The sequence below is a fragment of the uncultured Chitinophaga sp. genome (assembly GCF_937898475.1).
Lineage (GTDB): Bacteria > Bacteroidota > Bacteroidia > Chitinophagales > Chitinophagaceae > Chitinophaga.
The window spans coordinates 323,489-343,643 of the sequence record NZ_CALEJS010000013.1; the positions used below are offsets into that span (position 1 = coordinate 323,489).

At 51.2% G+C, this 20,155-nt stretch carries 17 protein-coding genes; 7 read left to right on the forward strand and 10 right to left on the reverse strand.

Annotation, left to right across the window (positions count from 1 at the left end; genetic code table 11):
* Positions 1 to 108: 108 nt before the first annotated feature.
* Entirely contained in the window at positions 109 to 705 is a 597-nt protein-coding gene (locus Q0577_RS06950) for a hypothetical protein (RefSeq protein ID WP_298734073.1), read from the reverse strand.
* 58 nt (positions 706 to 763) lie between these two features.
* Here Q0577_RS06950 and Q0577_RS06955 point away from each other — a divergent pair, with 58 nt between their 5' ends.
* A complete protein-coding gene (locus Q0577_RS06955) occupies positions 764 to 1,591 on the forward strand; it encodes a CHAD domain-containing protein (protein WP_298734075.1) in 828 nt (275 codons plus the stop codon).
* A gap of 5 nt (positions 1,592 to 1,596) precedes the next feature.
* Here Q0577_RS06955 and hutG read toward each other — a convergent pair whose 3' ends face one another.
* From hutG to Q0577_RS06985, 6 genes are all read right to left on the reverse strand, one after another.
* The gene (hutG, locus tag Q0577_RS06960; protein WP_298734077.1) at positions 1,597 to 2,619 is read right to left on the reverse strand and encodes a formimidoylglutamase; all 1,023 of its coding nucleotides are present in this window, start codon (positions 2,617 to 2,619) and stop codon (positions 1,597 to 1,599) included.
* A 9-nt stretch (positions 2,620 to 2,628) separates the two neighbouring features.
* A complete protein-coding gene (gene hutI / locus Q0577_RS06965) occupies positions 2,629 to 3,855 on the reverse strand; it encodes an imidazolonepropionase (protein WP_298734079.1) in 1,227 nt (408 codons plus the stop codon).
* 100 nt (positions 3,856 to 3,955) lie between these two features.
* Positions 3,956 to 5,629: a urocanate hydratase gene (hutU, locus tag Q0577_RS06970; protein WP_298734081.1), complete on the reverse strand. Its 1,674-nt coding sequence runs from the start codon at positions 5,627 to 5,629 to the stop codon at positions 3,956 to 3,958.
* Positions 5,607 to 7,175 (reverse strand): histidine ammonia-lyase, encoded by a 1,569-nt coding sequence (hutH, locus tag Q0577_RS06975; protein ID WP_298734083.1) that lies wholly within the window; start codon positions 7,173 to 7,175, stop codon positions 5,607 to 5,609. The genes hutU and hutH overlap by 23 nt, the downstream gene beginning before the upstream one ends.
* A 26-nt stretch (positions 7,176 to 7,201) precedes the next feature.
* Entirely contained in the window at positions 7,202 to 7,702 is a 501-nt protein-coding gene (locus tag Q0577_RS06980) for a MarR family transcriptional regulator (RefSeq protein WP_298734085.1), read from the reverse strand.
* Positions 7,703 to 7,908: 206 nt separating this feature from the next.
* Entirely contained in the window at positions 7,909 to 8,298 is a 390-nt protein-coding gene (locus Q0577_RS06985) for an SET domain-containing protein (protein ID WP_298734087.1), read from the reverse strand.
* A 141-nt stretch (positions 8,299 to 8,439) separates the two neighbouring features.
* On the opposite strand from Q0577_RS06985, the gene Q0577_RS06990 reads away from it, so the two are divergent.
* Both Q0577_RS06990 and mgtE read left to right on the forward strand, forming a co-directional pair.
* Positions 8,440 to 9,309, forward strand: a complete 870-nt coding sequence (locus Q0577_RS06990) for a bestrophin family protein (protein ID WP_298734089.1) — start codon at positions 8,440 to 8,442, stop codon at positions 9,307 to 9,309.
* 52 nt (positions 9,310 to 9,361) lie between these two features.
* The gene (mgtE, locus tag Q0577_RS06995; RefSeq protein ID WP_298734091.1) at positions 9,362 to 10,738 is read left to right on the forward strand and encodes a magnesium transporter; all 1,377 of its coding nucleotides are present in this window, start codon (positions 9,362 to 9,364) and stop codon (positions 10,736 to 10,738) included.
* A gap of 61 nt (positions 10,739 to 10,799) precedes the next feature.
* Here mgtE and Q0577_RS07000 read toward each other — a convergent pair whose 3' ends face one another.
* Positions 10,800 to 11,339, reverse strand: a complete 540-nt coding sequence (locus Q0577_RS07000) for a histidine phosphatase family protein (RefSeq protein WP_298734093.1) — start codon at positions 11,337 to 11,339, stop codon at positions 10,800 to 10,802.
* Between the two features lie 34 nt (positions 11,340 to 11,373).
* On the opposite strand from Q0577_RS07000, the gene Q0577_RS07005 reads away from it, so the two are divergent.
* The 4 genes from Q0577_RS07005 (at position 11,374) to Q0577_RS07020 (ending at position 18,624) form a co-directional block, all read left to right on the forward strand.
* Positions 11,374 to 13,746 carry a prolyl oligopeptidase family serine peptidase gene (locus Q0577_RS07005; protein ID WP_298734095.1) on the forward strand — a complete coding sequence of 791 codons (2,373 nt, stop codon included), beginning with the start codon at positions 11,374 to 11,376 and terminating at the stop codon, positions 13,744 to 13,746.
* Between the two features lie 48 nt (positions 13,747 to 13,794).
* Positions 13,795 to 15,630, forward strand: a complete 1,836-nt coding sequence (gene glmS, locus Q0577_RS07010; protein WP_298734097.1) for a glutamine--fructose-6-phosphate transaminase (isomerizing) — start codon at positions 13,795 to 13,797, stop codon at positions 15,628 to 15,630.
* Between the two features lie 24 nt (positions 15,631 to 15,654).
* Positions 15,655 to 17,886: a DUF4954 family protein gene (locus Q0577_RS07015; RefSeq protein ID WP_298734099.1), complete on the forward strand. Its 2,232-nt coding sequence runs from the start codon at positions 15,655 to 15,657 to the stop codon at positions 17,884 to 17,886.
* A 168-nt stretch (positions 17,887 to 18,054) separates the two neighbouring features.
* Entirely contained in the window at positions 18,055 to 18,624 is a 570-nt protein-coding gene (locus Q0577_RS07020; protein WP_298734101.1) for a DNA-3-methyladenine glycosylase I, read from the forward strand.
* Here the strand turns inward: Q0577_RS07020 and Q0577_RS07025 are convergent.
* Both Q0577_RS07025 and Q0577_RS07030 read right to left on the reverse strand, forming a co-directional pair.
* Positions 18,621 to 19,013: a septal ring lytic transglycosylase RlpA family protein gene (locus Q0577_RS07025; RefSeq protein ID WP_298734103.1), complete on the reverse strand. Its 393-nt coding sequence runs from the start codon at positions 19,011 to 19,013 to the stop codon at positions 18,621 to 18,623. The genes Q0577_RS07020 and Q0577_RS07025 overlap by 4 nt on opposite strands.
* 48 nt (positions 19,014 to 19,061) lie before the next feature.
* Complete coding sequence (locus tag Q0577_RS07030; protein ID WP_298734105.1) at positions 19,062 to 20,129, reverse strand: cytochrome c peroxidase; 1,068 nt, start codon at positions 20,127 to 20,129, stop codon at positions 19,062 to 19,064.
* Positions 20,130 to 20,155 lie beyond the last annotated feature (26 nt).

Sequence of the window (20,155 nt, forward strand, 5' to 3'; positions counted from 1 at the left end):
AAGACCAAAATCCAAATTCCAAAAGCTACCATTAGAGCAGCCTACCTGAAGTAAGCCATCTTAAACGAAGCCTTTGGAATTTGGATTTTGGTCCTTGGAATTTTATAACTAGTTGTTTATGAACTTAGCCAGCGCTTTGCCGGCATCAGCATAGGCTTCGGCTATACGTACGCCTGTATCAAAGTCAAAACCACCGAAAACGCGGCCCTGGGCTTTGTCTACAGATATTTTAGCCAGCGCTTTGGAAGGGTTGGCTGTTTCCACGATCCATACTTCACCGTTCATTGAGGCATTCTTACGCCATACACCTACGTTAAAGCCAGGCTCAATAAAAGAGGTCTTGAAGACCAGGGTGTACTTAGCGTCCTTGTTGTGAACTGCTTTGATGTTTCCCTTGTCGTTGAACAGCTCAATGAACTTAGGCTCATAGCGGGCTTCGCGGTCGTCTTTCCAGGCTTTGGCCCAGCTGTCGCCTCTTCCGGCCTCTTTTTTGTTGTAGTCAGCTGTTTTGTCCTTGATGTAATCTTCTTCTTTGTCGTACTTACCAACTTTCAGGTTGTCGTAAGCGAACGCGGTGTTAATTTCTGTTTGTCCCTTGAGCACATCCAGCGTGCCTTCTGTGAGTTTAAGCTTCTGGGCGCTGAGGGGTAACGATAACGTTGCGGCCAATAGCATGCCGCCAAGTGCGGGGATGAACTTAATCATAATTCAGGGGTTTAAAATGAAGTGCAAATATATCGTTAACTTTAATTAGCTGTAGCGCATGTGGGAAACTTTACATCAATACCTTGAGCAGCAATGCAATACCATTGCGGAACTCCTGCCTGAGATTGGGAAGAGGGCGGGCAGGAAGGATGTACACAAACTACGTGTATCCATCAAAAAAACCCGGGCCTGTATTGCGCTGGCCAGGCATTTATCCGGCGATGCCTTCAGAGGATCCCGGTATGTACGGCTGCTCAAAGTACTGCACCTGGCCGTTGGCGCCACCAGGGACCTTGACCTGCAACAGCAGCACCTGCGTCGTTATATCGAACAAAACCCGCAATATTTCCGTATCCTTTACCTGCTGTTAAAAAGCCATCAGCAAGCCGCGGAGCAGCAGGCTCAGAACATTGCAGCTGCTTTTCCTGTGCGGTTCATTAAAGCGCTGCCTGCACAGCTGCTGAAAAAGCAACCGCAGGAGAACAATATTTCCCTGCTGCAGTTAAAAGCCTACCTGCAGGAAGAATTTGCAGCCATCGCAGCGCCCAGGGGCACCGTACCGGCTGAACAATGGCATGATGTACGGAAAGCCGTAAAACGCCTCTACTACCACCTTGAAATGACGGAACCTTTACTGGGGCCCGCCGGCCCCGCAAAAAGAATCATGGACTTTGCCAACAAAACCGGCTCACAGCTGGGCACCTGGCACGACCTGGTAGCCTTCCGGCAGTTTGTGAGTGATAGCACCCGTTTAATGAAGAATATAGGCGTTACCGTACCCAAGGGAGCTACAACGCTATGCAGGCGCATTACCGTAGACATACGAAAAGAACTGCAGCAATGCCGTTCACTACTCCGGCAGAAACCGGATGTCAGTCTTATCTGAACACGTTAAGCCGACAAATAATGCTGTACTGCTTCGTAGATAAGCGCAGCCCCCAGTTTGGCCGTGCGGGCATCAATATCCAGGGCAGGGTTCAGCTCCGCAATATCTATCCCTGTTATTTTACCGCTTTGAAGAATAGTGCGGTAGCATTCCATAAACAGGCCGCCCGGCAAAATACCGTTAAAGGCAGTAGCGCTTACCCCGGGCGCAAAGGGCGCTGCAAAAACATCGAGATCTATGGTGAGGTATATGTGTGTTGTTTGCTGCAGCATGGATTGTATGGCTGTATAAAGCGTTGCTTTATCCTGCATATGAAAAGCGTCTGCAGGGATTTGCTGCGCCCCCGACTCCCTGGCTATACGAAACAACTGGGGCGTATTGCTGTGCTGCTGTATACCCAGCGCCAGGTAATGGTAAGGTATCTTTTGCTGTTTACAATCCTGCGCCAGCTGCCAGAAACCAGTGCCGGAACTGGGTCCGTCAGGACCAGGTATACGCAGATCGAAATGAGCGTCAAAATTAATAAGGCCCGCGGCAGGTATGGTTCCCTGCTGCTGCAGGAATTTGTGGATACCACGAACATGGCCATACGTAATTTCATGTCCGCCGCCCAGCAATACCGGCAGGTAGCCGGCAGACAGGATACCCGGCACGGCTTCGCTCAATACTTCCTGCGCCGCTTCCAGGCTGGCGTCGGGGCATAATACATCTCCTGCATCTACCAGCAGGTTGTCTGTCTTAAAATGCACCGGTAAGGGAGAACAGGCGCGGCGCAGGGCCAGCGGCCCCTCTGCGGCTCCTACCCTGCCTTTGCTGCGCCGCACCCCCTCATCGCAGACAAAGCCCAGCAATGCCAGGCCTTTTTGTCCGGCGCTCAGTGGGGGCAAAGGCGCCTTTGAAAGATCGTGCAATTGTATACGCTGGTGCCACCTTTGCAATTCAGGCTCGGCGCCGTCTATCCTGCCCGTCCAGGTATTGGGGGCGGTGGCCCGGTAATACTTGGCAGCTATCTTGCCTGTGCTTATCATAAAAAAGGTTTAGCTGATCATCACTCCTTTCTTCCACACCATAGCAGGTTTCATCTTTCCCTGGTAATAGAGCAGATCGCGGTAGTCGCCACTGGGATAGGCCTGCATGTCTGCTGCATAGTGCAGTCCCAGTTCACCGGTCTGGCGCAATTGTAATACCGGCGCTGCCCTTACCGTAAGCGCTGCCAGCGTTTCAGCCACAGACAGTTTCTGCGCAGCACTTAATACAGCCGCCTGCAGCAGCAGGTCGCCCATAGGGGCAGAGCCCGGGTTCCAGTCGCTGGCAATAACCAGGCTGGCGCCCTCATCCAGCAGGCGGCGGGCCGGCGCAAAAGGCATACCCAGGCCTAGTGAGGCGCCGGGTAATACTACAGCTGCAGTTCCCGAATGAGCCAGCTGCGTGATCTCTTTATCTGTACTGGCTTCCAGGTGGTCTGCCGACAAGGCGCCTGCTGCAACCGCTACTTCGCTGCCCCCGGTGCTGAACTGATCTGCATGCACGGTAGCTGCAAATCCCATGGCGATTGCTTTATCCAGGAATGAGCGGGCTGCCTGCGGCGTAAAAGCCGTTTCCTCTATGAAGATATCCACCCGGGCCGCCAGCTGTTCTGCCTGTACTACCGGCAGTAATTCGGCCAGCACCCGGTTAAGGTATTCGGTCTCCGTACCCGGGAAGTCTTTCGGCAGCATATGCGCCGCCAGGCAGGTAGGTATCAGGGTAGCCTGCGTGTGCAGGGAGGCGCTTTGTATGGCCTGCAGCATTTTCATTTCACTTACCATATCCAGTCCATAACCGCTCTTTACTTCTATAGTAGTAACCCCTTCTTTCAGGTGGCGGTTAGCGCGCGCTACGGTATTTTCTGCCAGGGTAACGTCATCGGCCATACGTGTTTTCAGCACAGAATCCCATATACCGCCACCGGCGCGGGCTATTTCCAGGTAGCTTTTACCGGCTACCCGCATGGCGTAATCACGGTTGCGGGTGCCGTCATAACAGATGTGCGTATGGCAATCAATAAAGCCGGGCAACAACACCATAGGCTTGTCAATAAAATGCACCTCACTCTGGGGATACTGCAGCCGCAATGCTGCAAAGCGCCCCATATCAGTGATCACGCCATCTGTTACCACTATGCCGCCTTGTGTTATCACCGGCAGCTGTTCATCCTGCAGGGGACCTTTTAACGGCAACCCGCTCATGGGAAGTATCTGACTGAAAGGACCGATCAGTAACATAATTACGAGTTAATTACCAGTTTGGACGATTAAGCGTTTGAAAGTCTGAAGGACGTCCTGTTGGTTGTGACGCCTTTACATCCTTGAACGTTCAAACCTTTCAAACAATCCTAATGTTGAATTTGTCCGCCCATTCCTGTGCCTTTTCATAGCCTGCGTCTGCATGACGGAAAATGCCCAGGGCAGGGTCATTGAACAATACTCTCTTAAGGCAGGCGGCTGCCCTTTCTGTTCCATCTGCCACTATTACCATGCCTGCATGCTGGGAGTACCCCATCCCTACGCCGCCGCCGTGATGGAAGGATACCCAGGTAGCGCCGCCGGCAGTATTAGACATCAGGTTGAGGAGCGGCCAGTCGGACACTGCGTCGGAGCCATCTTTCATGGCTTCTGTTTCGCGGTTAGGTGAGGCCACAGAGCCGCAGTCCAGGTGATCGCGGCCTATTACGATAGGCGCTTTTACTTTACCGCTGCGTACCAGCTCATTAAAAATGAGGCCTGCCTTTTCCCTTTCGCCAAGGCCCAGCCAGCAAATGCGGGAGGGCAGCCCCTGGAAAGCCACTTTCTGCTGCGCCTGTTTCAACCAGTTGATCAGGGCGGTGTTCTCAGGGAAGGCTTCCATTAACGCACGGTCTGTGGTGTAAATATCTTCCGGATCACCTGAGAGCGCTACCCAGCGGAAAGGCCCTTTGCCTTCGCAAAACAGCGGACGTATATAGGCAGGCGTAAAGCCGGGGAAATTGAACGCATTAGCTTCACCGCCTGCTTTGGCAAACTCCCGCAGGTTGTTGCCATAATCAAATGTAATGGCGCCACGGCTTTGCAGCTGCAGCATGTATCCTGCATGGCGGGCCATACTTTTCAGGGAGCGCCTTTCATATGCAGCAGGATCGCTTTTACGCAGTGCAGCTGCTTCCTGAAGTGATAACCCGTTGGGCACATAGCCGTTCACCGGATCATGGGCAGATGTCTGGTCTGTCAGTATATCCGGTGTGATATTGTCCTGCAATAATCTTTCCAGCAGATCGCCGGCATCGCTTACAAGGCCAACAGAAAGCGCTTCGCCACTGGTTTGTGCGGCTTTCACCCATTGAATGGCTTCTTCGTAAGAATGCGTCATGCGGTCTATATACTTAGTGTCCAAACGCTTTTGGATACGGGCGGGGTCCACATCTGCACCCAGGAACACCGCACCGGCCATGGTGGCTGCCAGGGGCTGTGCGCCGCCCATACCTCCCAGGCCTGCTGTCACCAGCAGCTTACCTTTCAGGTGGCCGTTAAAGTGTTTGCGGCCGCACTCCACAAAGGTTTCGTAGGTGCCCTGCAGTATACCCTGCGTGCCAATATAGATCCAGCTGCCGGCAGTCATCTGGCCAAACATCATCAGCCCTTTGGAGCGCAGCTCGTTAAAGTGCTCCCAGGTGGCCCATTTAGGCACCAGGTTACTGTTAGCCAGCAATACCCGTGGAGCCTGCGGATGGGTACGCACAATTCCCACAGGCTTGCCTGATTGCACCAGCAAAGAATGCTCTTCATCCAGTTCCAGCAGCAGGCGGATGATCTTTTCCAGGGCGTCGCGGTTGCGGGCCGCCTGGCCTATACCTCCGTACACCACCAGTTCATCAGGATTCTCTGCCACTTCGTGATCAAGGTTATTGAGCAGCATGCGCAGCGGCGCTTCAGTCTGCCAGCTTCTTGCATGCAATTGTGTGCCACGGGGCGCTCTATAATGCGGGTGATCCGCGTAGGTATTAATAAAGTCCGAACTGGTCATGATAAATGCCGTTTAAGGGTAATTGATGTATGGTGGCTACCTCGTTGGCTAAACGAACGAAGGACTGATCGGTGATGATGGTATGCAGGGCGCGGATATCATCTGCAAAGATGCGGTCTTTCCTGGCGAAGGACACTTTTTCCCTGACGTAACTATGGCAGGCTTCGAGTATGGGACCTGATTTAAGCGGGCGGCGGAAATCAACAGCCTGGGCGGCGTACAGCAGCTCTATGGCCAGGATGTATTCCAGGTTACTGATCACCTGGTTCAGCTTGCGCGCACTGATAGCGCCCATAGACACATGGTCTTCCTGCCCCAGTGAGGTAGGCACGCTATCAGCGCTGGCGGGAAAGCACAGGGTTTTGTTCTCTGTTACCAATGCTGCCGTGGTATACTGCGGGATCATAAAACCGGAGTTCAGCCCGGCATCTTCGATCAGCAGTTTGGGCAGCCCGTACCGTCCTTCTATCATCATATAGCAGCGCCGGTCTGATATGTTGCCCAGTTCTGCTGCCGCGATGGTGGCGTAGTCAAGTGCCATGGCCAGTGGCTGGCCGTGGAAGTTGCCCCCGCTGATGGTATCGTCTGCACTGAAGATAATGGGATTATCGGTTACGGCATTCAGCTCGATGGTGGTTAATTCCATCAGGTGCTGCCAGGCCGTACGGGAGGCCCCGTGTACCTGGGGCATACAACGCAGGGAGTAGGGATCCTGTACACGGCCGCAATCTACGTGGGCGGCCATGATACCGGAGTTTTCCAGCAGCAGCTTTAAACGCTGCGCTACCAGCTGGTTGCCCGGGTAGGGCCGGATGGCATGCAGGCGCGGATCAAAAGGCTTGGCGGTGCCCATCAGTCCTTCCAGCGACAAAGCGCCGATAATATCCGCTGCTTCCAATGCATTGTGAAAGCGCTGCAAGGCTTTTACTGCAAAGGAGAGTATAAACTGGGTGCCGTTGATCAGGGCCAGGCCTTCTTTGGGCCCCAACACCACCGGCGCCATACCCTCTTCCTGCAGGGCCGCTGCAGCCGGTGTTATACGGCCTTTATACCACACCTGCCCAAGCCCGATCAAAGGCAGGAACAGGTGGGCCAGCGGAGCCAGGTCGCCAGAGGCGCCTACTGATCCTTTTTCAGGTACCAGCGGGGTAATGCCGCGCTCAATATGCCAGAGAATGCGCTCCAGCGTAGCGGGCGCTATACCGGAGTAACCCTGCGCCAGCGACTGCGCTTTGGTAATGAGCATGAACCGGGCCACCTCTTCGGGAATGCTATCGCCTACGCCTACACTATGGCTCTGCAGGATGTTGTACTGCAAGGCCCGGGTATCTTCCTCAGATATCCTGGTATCGCACAGCGGGCCAAAGCCGGTATTGATACCGTATACTACGGTATGGCGGGAAACGATGGTCTGTACATGGTCATAACTGGCTTTTATCCTGGCAAGGACTTCGGGCGTGAGGATAGCCTTTTTACGGCCGGCGGCTATATTCAATACGCAGCCAACCGTTAGCTGATCAATACCGTATTTGAATGCTTCGCTCATTTTGGTGTATGTTAATGCGGTAATGGTTACGGGTTTACAGCCTGCCTGCGGGGCAGGCGTGCGGAGATCCGCATGGACAGCGGTGTTTGCTGTACGGCCTGTTCTACCTGGGCAATGCCTTCCAGCAGCAGTTTACTCTGCTTATGGGTAGCGGTCAGTTCTGTCATAGCAGCGGTGATGGCCTCCCATATGGGTTGTACCTGTTGCAGCAGCTCCTCTCCTTTCCTGGTCAGGGCCACCAGCTGACGCCTGCCATCATCCGGGCAGGGCGCTGTTTTAACCAGGCCTTTCTTACGGAGACTGGTTACCAGCTGGCTAACGGCAGAGTGAGACACTTCGAGGGTATCGGCAATGTCTATCAGCGGCATGGGCTGCTGCCGGGAAAGCACGTAGAAAACCGGGAACCAGCTGGCGTCAAAGGGAATACCTTCCTGCTCATACACCTTGTTCACTTCCATGAGGAAGTACTCACTTAAGCGCCGCAGGCGGCTGCCAAACACAAGGAAACCTAAGGACTGGTAGAACATATTAGCTGTTAGCTGTTGGCGCTTAGCAGTTAGCTAAGACCAGTTATTAAATTATATAAGTACTTATATATTTAGTTACAAATTTAGGGAAATTATCATCCCGGCAATCAGGTCCTGGAAAGAGATAATTCCCCTTTAGTCTTTTATGGGTCCACCGGCCAACAGCCAATAGCCAGAAGCTAATAGCCAATAGCTAACAGTTGCCCTTACGATCTCTTTACATCAAACCACACCGGCGAGGTATCGGTTACTTCGCCATTATAGTTGATGCTCAGTTCTTCGCCTTTTTTGATGTCGCGACGGGTTTTGATGCTCATGGTTTCAGCATCAAAATCCATTTCGTACTCGCAATTGGGGTCGTAAGAGTGATTGTAGATAGAGCAGAAGCCGAGCGCAACGCAGGAGCGGGTTTCCCGTACTCCCCACAAAAAGATGTAGTTATGCAGCTTGGTCTTGTCTACCTTCTCCGTATCATCATAAGATAATACGATCACAGGGGATACCTCAATGAGTGTACCGGCAGGTATTTTTTCTTTGGTGAAGACGCCTCTGCCTTTTTTCTTCGTCTTGTCAACATATAAGTACGGCTTTATCATAGCACTCGCTCTGTAAGTCAGGTATAATTTAGGAAGCGTAAAATAAAGGTAAAGCAACAAGTTATCAAAATCAGGCGTAAAAATTTTAGGTTTGCGGCCGGAAAAAGATATTTTCGGTCTAACCTTTATAAACGCATCCGAATGATCAATTACAATCCTAAGGAGTGGTTCACCTTTATATTCCGTTTTCACAAAGCAGATACCGTACGGCAGCTCTTTCCCATGTTCATAGCGCTGACCCTGTACGCTGCCATCATCGCCTTCCTCGAGCTGGAGGTGCTGCACCTTAAAAGGATCCCGGAAGTACAGCACCTGTCTATCGTACATGGCCTGCTTGGATTTGTAATATCACTGCTATTGGTATTCAGGACCAATACCGCCTATGACCGCTGGTGGGAAGGCCGCCGGCAATGGGGTATGCTGGTGAACAACTGCCGTAACCTGGCCATGAAGCTGGCCGCTATCCTGCCTGCAGGCGACGAAGCCAGCAGGGCCTACTTCAGGACCATGATCCCCAATTATGCCTTCTGCATGAAAAACCATTTAAGAAGTGATTTTATTCCTGAAGAGCTTGAACAGGTAGCAGGTTTCACACCAGATACGCAAAAACACGTGCCTAACCAGGTAGCCGGTCATATCATGGCCAGGATACAAGAACTATACCGCCAGCAGCAGATCAGCGGCGACCAGCTCATTACCATCAATGCGGAGCTGCAGTCCTTTACGGATATCGTGGGCGCCTGCGAGAGGATCAAAAACACCCCCATCCCCTTCTCCTACAGCGTTTTCCTGAAGAAGTTCATTTTCTTTTATGTAATGACCATGCCCTTCAGCTATGTGTTCAATGCGCATTACCTGGTGATCCTCATTGTGGTGTTTGTTTTCTACGTATTGGCCAGCCTTGAGCTGATAGCGGAAGAGATTGAAGACCCCTTCGGCAAGGATGCCAATGACCTGCCTACCGATACCATCTGTGAGAATATCAGGAAGCATGTAAAGGAAATATTGTAAGTCATGAGTTGACGATTTTATTTAGTTATTTTCGCCCGAGAGTCTATGGAATATGGAAAATGAAGCCTTACTGGAAAAATTCAGCTTGCTGGCCAATGAGCGTAACCACCAGGAACTGCGTGTATACCTGGACGATCAGCTCATTACAGATATAGCGGAGCTTATCTATGAGGATCCGGAGCAGGCCGACCTGATCATCAACAACTTATCCATCAGCCGCGCAGCAGCAGCATTCAGGATACTGGATTTCCCCCAGCAGGAGGAAGTGATACGCGGCCTCCCTGCCCCTAAAGTGGCCGAGCTGCTGAACGAACTGCCGGCGGATGACCGCGCCGCTTTCCTGGGCGAGCTGCCCAGCGAAGCCGTTAAAGAACTGATCAAGCTGCTCACCCCCGAAGAGCTTAAGATCACCCTCTCATTGCTGGGCTACCCCGAAAACAGCGTAGGCCGTATCATGACACCGGACTACATTGCCGTGCGGGAAGAATGGAGCGTAAAACAGGTGCTGGATTATATACGTGAACATGGCAAGGACAGTGAGACCATAGACGTAATCTACGTAGTAGATGAAAAAGGCGTACTGATGGATGACTTCAGGATCAGGGAATTCCTGCTGGTATCCCCCAATACCCTGGTACATACCCTGATGGACGACCGTTTTGTAGCCCTGCATGCCAATGACGAACAGGAAGAAGCCATACAGGTGTTCAGGATGGAAAACCGTGTGGCCCTGCCTGTTATAGACGATCAGGGCGTGCTGCTGGGCATTGTCACCATCGATGACATGTTGTGGATCGCCAATGAAGAACATACGGAAGACATCCAGAAAATAGGTGGTACCGAAGCCCTGGATGAACCCTACCTGGATATGCCCCTGCTGAAACTTGTTAAGAAAAGGGTAGGCTGGCTGGTAGTGCTGTTTATCGGTGAAATGCTGACCGCTACCGCTATGGGCTTCTTTGAAGATGAAATTGCCAAAGCAGTGGTGCTGGCCCTCTTTGTACCGTTGATCATTTCCAGCGGCGGCAACAGCGGATCACAGGCTTCCACCCTCATCATACAGGCCATGGCCCTGGGTGAAATAGATATCCACGACTGGTGGCGGGTAATGCGCCGGGAGATCCTCTCCGGACTGATGCTAGGCGGAGTACTCGGCCTTATCGGTTTTATACGCATCCTGCTCTGGAACTCGCTGTTTCATACCTATGGCGATCATACCTTCCTGATAGGCATTACCGTTGGCTTCTCCCTTATAGGCGTAGTGCTATGGGGAACGCTTTCCGGCTCCATGCTGCCACTCCTGCTTAAAAGACTGGGAGCTGACCCGGCCACTTCTTCCGCTCCCTTCGTTGCCACCCTGGTAGACGTTACGGGGCTGCTCATTTACTTCTCAATGGCGTACGCATTTATGGAGGGCATTCTCCTATAAATAATGAATAATTAATAATCAGGAACCTGTGCCCGGCTTGACACTCGTAGCCCTGGCATTATTAATTAAACTTCTGCCAATGTACCTTAACAGCGTCACGGTGTTTGTAAATGATGAAAAGGTTGTTGTAATCTTTATCACCGATTGAATCTACCGGTGGCTTTGCTTTCAGGGCCCGCATAATGGGTAGCAGGGTATTGCTATGACCCACTATCAGCAAACGCTTACCCCAGTCTTCCCGGCGGGTGATCTCATAGATGAGGGATTCACCGGTGGTATCGGGCATATAATAGGCCGTGTCTAGGTGCAGGTGCTCAAACAGGGGATCGGCTGTTTGCACGGTCCGTTTGAACGGCGTGAAGTAGATCTTCTGCAAACCGGAATCTTCCAGCAAAGTATAAAGATGATGGGCCCTCACATGACCTTCCTGGGTTAAGGTAGAATCTGCACCCGGATGTTTCTCCGCATGCCGTACCAGGAAGAAGGTACCCGTCAGAAAGGTGCTGTCTTCTGTCAGCGGCACTGGCTGCCGCACTGGCTTAGACTCGCATGCCATCAGCACCAGGCATAATAAAGCAACATATTTTCCCAATGTTTTCACCGTTTTTATACTTTTAACAAAATAACACTCTGCTATGAGAAAATGGTTACTGTCTCCTATTATTTTATTGATCTTTGACAATACCTATGCCCAGCAAAGCAATTCCCTTTCCGTTGAAAAGATTATGCGTGATCCGAAATGGATAGGCAGCTCACCGGATAAGATCTTCTGGGGCACTGACAACAAAACCTTTTACTTTGACTGGAACCCGGAAAATGCAACGGCAGATTCTCTTTATGCCGCCAGGGTAGACCAGGTTAAACCGGTGAAAACACCCGCCGCTGAAAGGGCTTTGATACGGGCCCGCGAACAGGGAGTATATAACCGCGACAAAACAATGCTTACCTATTCCTATAACGGGGATATCTACCTGCTGCGCCTTGCCAGCAACACACTGACCCGCATTACCAGCACCACGGCCTATGAAAGCAACCCGCTGTTCAGCTTCGGTGAAAAAAGGATTGTGTATCAGCAGGGACAAAATCTTTACTCCTGGGACATTGCCGCCGGCCTTACAGAGCAGCTGACCAACTTCCAGCGTGGCAGCGCGCCTTCCGGTGCTGCACCTACCCTGAACGAGCAGGAAAAATGGCTGCAAAACCAGCAGATGGAACTCATGCAGGTATTAAAGGAAGCCAAAGCCCGTAAAGACAGCGCAAAGGCCTTCAACAAGGCACATGAAGCAACTGGTCTGCGTACATTGTATACCGGCGACAAAACTCACGAAAATATCGTGATCAGTCCTGACGGACGCTTTATCACTTATCGCCTGTACCGCGGCCCCACGGGCGTTACAAGCACCATCGTCCCTTCTTTTGTAACAGAAAGCGGCTTTACCGAAGATATCTCCGCCCGCACCAAAGTAGGCGCAGCACAAGGCACATTTGAAAGTTATGTATACGACCGGCAGCGGGATACTGTCATCCTGGTAAAAACAAACGCCATCCCCGGTATCAATGATCAGCCGGATTACCTGAAAGATTATACGAAAAAGACGGATACCGCAAAAACAGCCAAACCAAGGTCCGTACGGATACAGGGCCCTTACTGGTCTGACGCCGGCACCCATGCCATTGCAGACGTGCGTTCTGCAGATAACAAAGACCGCTGGATCATGCTGCTGCAACCTGCCAGCGGCCAGCTGAAATTATTAAACCGGCAACGTGATGAAGCCTGGATAGCGGGCCCCGGCATTAACGGATGGGGCGTTAACATTGGCTGGATAGATGAAAACACCTGCTGGTATCAGTCCGAAGTCAGCGGCTATTCTCATCTGTATGTTACCAACGTAAATACCGGGCAAACCAAAGCGCTTACCAGCGGCAAATATGAAGTACAGGATGTATGGCTGTCTAACGATAAGCGGCATTTCTATATCGTAACCAATGAACCGGCGCCGGGAGAAAAACAGCTGTACCGTTTATCTGTTGATGGCAGCAAAAAAGAACGCATTACGCAGCAGCAGGGTGCACATGAGATCTACCTTTCTCCCGATCAGCAATGGATTGCCTATCGTTATTCCTATAGCAACAAACCCTGGGAACTGTTCCTGCTGGCTAACAAACCGAATGCACAACCGGTACAGGTAACAGATAAGGCACAATCTGCAGCATTTCGCAGCTACCCCTGGCGCGACCCGGAAGTGATCACTTTCAAAGCAAGGGACGGCGCCAATGTATATGCACGCTTATATACTCCCGAAGCCGCTAAGAAGAATGGCGCCGCCGTCATCTTTGTTCACGGCGCAGGCTACCTGCAAAATGCACATAAATGGTGGAGCCAGTATTACAGGGAGTACATGTTCCACAACCTCCTTGCGGATAAAGGTTATACCGTACTGGATATAGACTACCGCGGCAGTGCAGGCTACGGGCGCGACTGGCGTACCGGCATCTATCGTCATATGGGCGGTAAGGACCTGGACGACCATGTAGACGGTGCAAAATACCTGGTGCAACAACTGGGCATCGATGAAAAACGCATTGGTATTTACGGAGGCAGCTACGGTGGCTTCATCACACTGATGGGTATGTTCACAACACCTGATGTGTTTGCTGCAGGGGCCGCCTTACGATCTGTTACAGACTGGGCGCATTATAATCACGGCTACACCAGCAATATCCTGAACGAGCCTTTTACTGACAGCATTGCCTATCGCCGCTCCTCCCCTATTTACTTTGCCGAAGGCCTGAAAGGCCATCTGCTGATGTGCCATGGCATGGTGGATGTGAACGTGCATTTCCAGGATATTGTAAGATTGACGCAAAAGCTGATAGAGCTGGGCAAGGACAATTGGGAGCTGGCAGTGTATCCCATGGAGGACCATGGCTTTACAACCCCCAGCAGCTGGACGGATGAATATAAGCGGATCCTGAAACTGTTCGATACAGAGTTGCTACGTAATTAGTGTTATTAGCATATATTGCAAGCTAAAATACTTACAAACTTTAGCAATATGTGTGGAATAGTAGCTTATATAGGGCAACGCGATGCCTACCCCGTTGTATTGAAAGGCCTCAAAAGGCTTGAATACCGCGGATACGATAGCGCAGGCGTTGCCATACTCAACCATGGCTTGCATGTTTATAAGAAAAAAGGCAAGGTGGCCCAGCTGGAAGATTTCCTGACGGGCAAAAATATGCAGAGCCATATTGCCATCGGGCATACCCGCTGGGCCACTCATGGCGAACCCTGCGACCGCAACTCCCACCCGCATGTTTCGGGCGATGGCAAGCTGGCCATGATACACAACGGTATCATTGAGAACTATGCCCTGCTAAAACAGGAACTGCTTAACAAAGGACACCAGTTTGAAAGCGATACCGACACCGAAGTACTGATACATTTTATAGAGGAGATCCGCAACAGCAATCAATGCGCTGTTGAAGAAGCCTTACGCATCGCCCTTAAAAGAGTAGTGGGCGCTTACGTGATCGTGATTGTAGATGAAGATAATCCGGATACCCTGATCGCGGCCCGTAAAGGCAGCCCGCTGGTAATAGGCGTAGGCAAAGGCGAGCACTTCCTGGCTTCTGACGCATCTCCCATTGTAGAATACACCAAAGAAGTGGTGTATGTGAACGACTACGAGATCGCGATCGTAAAGGCAGACGAACTGATACTGAAAAACATTACCAACGAAAGGCAAACACCCTATATCCAGAAGCTGGATATTGAGCTCACCGCTATTGAAAAAGGCGGCTTTGATCACTTCATGCTGAAGGAGATCTTTGAACAGCCGCAAACCATTTTTGACAGCCTGCGCGGCCGCCTGGATGCGAAAAACGGACAGCTGACCCTTGGCGGCATCCGGGAATATACAGATGTACTGGCCAACGCAAGGCGCGTTATTATTGTTGCCTGCGGCACCTCCTGGCATGCAGGACTGGTAGCGGAATACATGATAGAAGAATTGTGCCGCGTACCCGTTGAAGTGGAATATGCATCTGAATTCCGCTATCGTAACCCGGTGGTAGGACCGGGAGATGTGATCATCGCCGTATCCCAATCCGGCGAAACGGCAGATACCCTGGTAGCCATGGAAAGCGCCAAAGCACAGGGCGCCATCATACTGGGCGTGTGTAATGTAGTAGGCTCTTCCATTGCGCGCCTTTCACACGCCGGCGTATATACGCATGCCGGTCCTGAGATAGGAGTGGCCAGCACCAAGGCTTTTACCGCCCAGCTGGCGGTACTGTGCCTGATAGGTCTGAAAGTAGCGATAGAAAAAGGCTCCATCAGCCAGCAGCGCTTTCAGCACCTGCTGGACGAGTTACAGGATATACCCGAAAAAGTTGGCCTGGCCCTGAAGCTGAACGAGCAGATAAAACAGGTAGCGCAAAAGTATAAGGATGCACGCGACTTTCTCTACCTGGGCCGCGGCTATAACTTCCCCGTGGCACTGGAGGGAGCGCTGAAACTGAAAGAGATCTCCTACATACATGCCGAAGGCTATCCCGCTGCAGAAATGAAACATGGCCCTATCGCACTGGTGGATGAGCAGCTGCCCGTAGTATTCGTAGCTACACGCGACAGTTTCTATGAAAAGATCGTCTCCAACATTCAGGAAATAAAAGCACGCAAAGGAAAAGTGATCGCAATTGTAACAGAAGGCGACCAGATCATCCCTGCCATGGCAGATGATGTGATACAGGTACCGGAAGCCGATGAACTGGTATCGCCCATCATTTCCGTGATCCCTCTGCAATTGCTCGCTTACCATATCGGCGTATCGAAAGGATATGATGTAGACAAACCCAGAAACCTCGCCAAGTCAGTGACGGTGGAATAATGTCTGACCTCAAACTTAATTGTCATGAACCTGATACAAAAGAAACCCTTAACGGAACTGGGCTATCATTTCATTGATGCCAGCTTTTTACCCAAAGGAAAAGACGAATATTACCTGCGCAACCAGCAATGGGGTAAGCATAATATCTACCGCAAACTTACGGCACAGGAGATAGAAACACTGGTGAGGAATGACAATACTTCTGACGACTGGAACTGCATTTTTGTGGCCAATGAGTTTAACCCCCAACTGGTGCAGCACTGCCACTTTTTTGGAATGGTGCGCATCGGCAAACTGGAGCCCTACTTCCTTGAATTTCACAACCTGCGGCTGCCGGTAGGCCTTTATAACAGCACCATCTGCGCCTGTGATTTCGGGGATAATGTGGTAGTGCACAACGTAAATTTCCTTTCCCATTATATCATCGGTAATGAAGTGATCATTGCCAACGTGAATGAGATGGCTACTACCGATCATTCCAAATTCGGTAACGGTATCATTAAAGACGGAGAGTCGGAGAACATCCGTATATGGCTGGAGCTCTGCAACGAGAACGGCGGCCGCAGCGTGATGCCCTTTGACGGTATGCTGCCCGGGGATGCTTACCTGTGGACCCGCAGCCGCGACGATGCCGCCCTGCAGGAACAATTCAAAGTCTTCACTGAAAAACAGTTTGATAAAAAACGCGGCTATTATGGCATGGTGGGCGACCGCTCCGTGATCAAGAACTGTAAGATCATTAAAGATGTAACCATCGGCAGTGATGCTTACCTGAAAGGAGCTAACAAGCTGAAGAACCTGACCGTTAACAGCAGCGCCGAAGCAGCTTCACAGATAGGAGAAGGATGTGAAATGGTGAACGGCATTGTCGGCTACGGCTGCCGCGTATTCTATGGGGTAAAGGCCGTACGTTTTGTGATGGCTTCGCATTCCCAGCTCAAATACGGCGCCCGCCTGATCAACTCCTATCTTGGCAATAACGCCACTATCTCCTGTTGCGAGGTGCTGAATTCACTGATCTTCCCTGCACACGAGCAGCACCATAATAACTCTTTTCTCTGCGCGGCGCTGATCATGGGACAAAGCAACATGGCAGCCGGCGCTACCATCGGCTCTAACCACAATTCACGCGGGGCAGATGGTGAAGTGATCGCTGGACGCGGCTTCTGGCCCGGTCTTTCGGTAACGCTGAAGCACAATTCAAAATTTGCCTGCTTTACGCTGCTTGCCAAAGGCAACTACATGCAGGAGCTGCATATCAGCATTCCCTTCAGCCTGGTGGTGAACAGCGAACATGATGACTGCCTGCGCGTGATGCCCGGTTACTGGTTCCTGCACAACATGTACGCCCTGGCCCGAAACTCCTGGAAATATGTTGACCGCGACAAACGTACTGAAAAGATTCAGCTGATCGAATATGACTACCTGGCGCCTGATAGTGTGGAAGAAATGCTTGCCTCCCTGCCGTTGATGGAAACAGCTGTAGGTAAAGCCTGGCAAAAACAGCAGCAACAATCTAATGGCCAGTCCGGCGATAAGGCACTCCGCGAAAAAGGCCGCCGGCTGCTACTGGAACGCCCTGCAGAAGTAGCCCGCCTCACCGTATTGGCAGAAGGTATGGAAAACAGCCAGCGTTGTGTGCAACTGCTCAAAGTAGAAAAGGTGTACCCGCTGTTCAAAGAACTGATTGTATTATACGGCATCCGCAATATACTATTGCACGTTGCAGCTGGCAACATCACTTCATTTGCCGATCTGCAGGCCATCGCCAAAACCGCCAGACTCAGCTCCTGGATAAATGTAGGCGGCCAGCTGATGAAAGCGGCCACCGTAGAAGATATTAAATCACGGATCAAAAAAGGAAAGATCAACGGCTGGGCCCAGCTGCACGAAACATATAAACAGGCAGGCCAGACCTATGCATACGATAAACTGCAGCACGCTATCGCCAGCATGCTCTTTGTGCAGGATAAAACCTTCAAAGATCTTACGCCTGATCTGTTCATGCAAAATCTGCAGCAATCTGTTGCCACCATGGAAAAGCTTACAGACAACATCTATCGTTCAAGAGAAAAAGACTACCAGAACCCCTTCCGGAAAATGTCTTATGAAAGCGAAGCAGAAATGGAAACCGTAGTCGGCAAACTCGATGACAACACCTTTATAAAACAAACCGTTACCGACCTGGAAGCTTACAAAAAACAGGCTAAGACGCTTATCACGAAATGGGGCTTGCAACTTCCGGTTATCAATTAATAATTATCAGCCCTCTGATGCACATAAAAATACCGTGTTTGTTTCGGTGCTGACAGCCGGTTCTACCTTTCCGGATTAAGGTTAGGTCCGACCTAAACAAGCGTCGGATAATTACCACTTATTCGCTTATTTTAGCCGGGCAATACTGATTATTAATTACCTTGATTTATGGAAGATAAAAAGATCCGTTGCAGCTGGTGCCTGAAAGACCAGCTATACAAAGACTATCACGATCATGAATGGGGAGTGCCCCTGCACGATGATACCCGCCTGTTTGAGATGTTAAATCTGGAAGGAGCGCAAGCTGGTTTAAGCTGGTACACGGTATTGCAGAAAAGAGAAAACTACCGCAAAGCGTTCGATAACTGGGACGCTAAAAAGATAGCCCGCTATACAGATGCGAAAGTGGAAAAGCTGTTACAAAACCCGGGCATTATCCGCAACCGGCTCAAAGTACTGGCCACCATCAGCAATGCAAAAGCTTTCCTGAAGGTGCAGGAAGAATTTGGCAGCTTTGACAAATACATCTGGCAGTTTGTTAACCACCAGCCCATCATCAATCACTACAAAGGCTCCTCCGGCATACCCGCTAAAACGCCCATTTCAGACGCCATGAGTAAAGACCTCCTGAAGAGAGGATTTAAATTCGTTGGCTCTACTATCTGCTACGCCTTTATGCAAGCCACCGGCATGGTGGATGACCATTTTGATGAGTGCTGGAAAAAAAATCTTAATTAAACCCGCTGCACCTTTACCGTTGTGAGCCCACGCGCTACAAAGCCCAGCTGACGGGCGGCGTGTTTGGTAAGGTCAATGATACGTTTGTTATTGCGGTGCAAACGGTCGGTTATTTTCACAATAACGGAGCGGCCGTTGCGGAGGTTGGTCACTTTTACATAAGAGCCCAGGGGAAGGGTGTTGTGGGCGGCCGTCATGCCACTGTTGTCAAACACTTCGCCATTGGCGGTGGTGCGGCCATTGAACTTGTCCGCATAGAAGCTGGCGGTGCCATGCGCACCTTTATCCCCGTTCTTTTTCCCGGCACCCAGGAAGATAGGGTGCAACAGGAGACTGCTGCAGAGGCATATCACCAAAAACCTGATACACTTTACTATTTGCCTGTCCATGGCCGCAAATTTACGAAAACCATGCCGAAATGCCTGCGGGGTCTGCCTTTAGTCTATCAGGATCTCGCTAAGTGATTGATTATTAATAAACGAGGGATCTGTCAGGGTATTCAGGAACATGTAGAGCGCCCTTTGCTCCTGTTCGGGCAGCGGGATGCCGTTCTTTACCAGGGGATCCAGGGTGCTGCTCTGGGCAATGCCATGATCATAGAGGGCAAACACCTGGTAGATGTCAAAATAGCGCCCGTCGTGCATATATGGAGGGCTTTTTAATACGTTCCGCAGGGAGGGCACTTTAAACTTCAGGTAATCGCCTGTACTGCCGGTGATCTTCATCCTCCCCACGTCATTGAGGGCGGGCAGGTAAGGCAGGCCATTGTTACGGTAGGTAAAATCGGTAAAAAAGGGCTCTTTATGGCAGGATGCGCACTTCTGCTGAAAGATGGTATAACCGGCCTGTTCTTCGGCTGTAAAGGCCACGCCAGGGGCTTTACGGATCACACTGTCGTATTTGGACTCAAATGATACCATGGTGGCCATAAACTGGGTAAGGGCCCTGAACAGCCGCTGGCTGTTCACCTCTTCGCTGCCAAAGGCCGCTTTGAACATTTTCCGGTATCTGGCGTCTCCCTGTAAGCGCTGTACCAGGTGGCCCAGGTCCTCCCCCATCTCGTTTGCATCGGTGATGGGTGTGAGGGGCTGTATTTCAAGATTGTTGACCCCGCCATCCCACATAAACTCTTTTTGCCAGATCAGGTTGAAAAGCGTGGGCACGGAACGGATACCGATCCGGCCTTCAATTCCATGAGCCAGGGCATGGTCAAAATGACCGAAAGCGGCAAATTGCTGGTGACAGAATCCGCAGGAAATGGTGCTATCGCGCGACAGTTTGGGATCATAGAACAGGTGGCGGCCCAGGGCAATACCCTGTTTGGTAAGGGGATTTTGGGAAAAGTCATAATTGGGAGCCGGTATACCGGGGGGCAGGTCCAGGGTATAAGGCTCGGGCGGACCGTCCTCATTACCGGGCGCAACGCTGTCTTTCCGTCCGCAGGCTTCGGATCCCGCCAGGATTAATACCAGGCAAAACAGCGTGATGAAATAGAAAACTTTCATGATATGCCATTGGCAGTCAGCTGTTA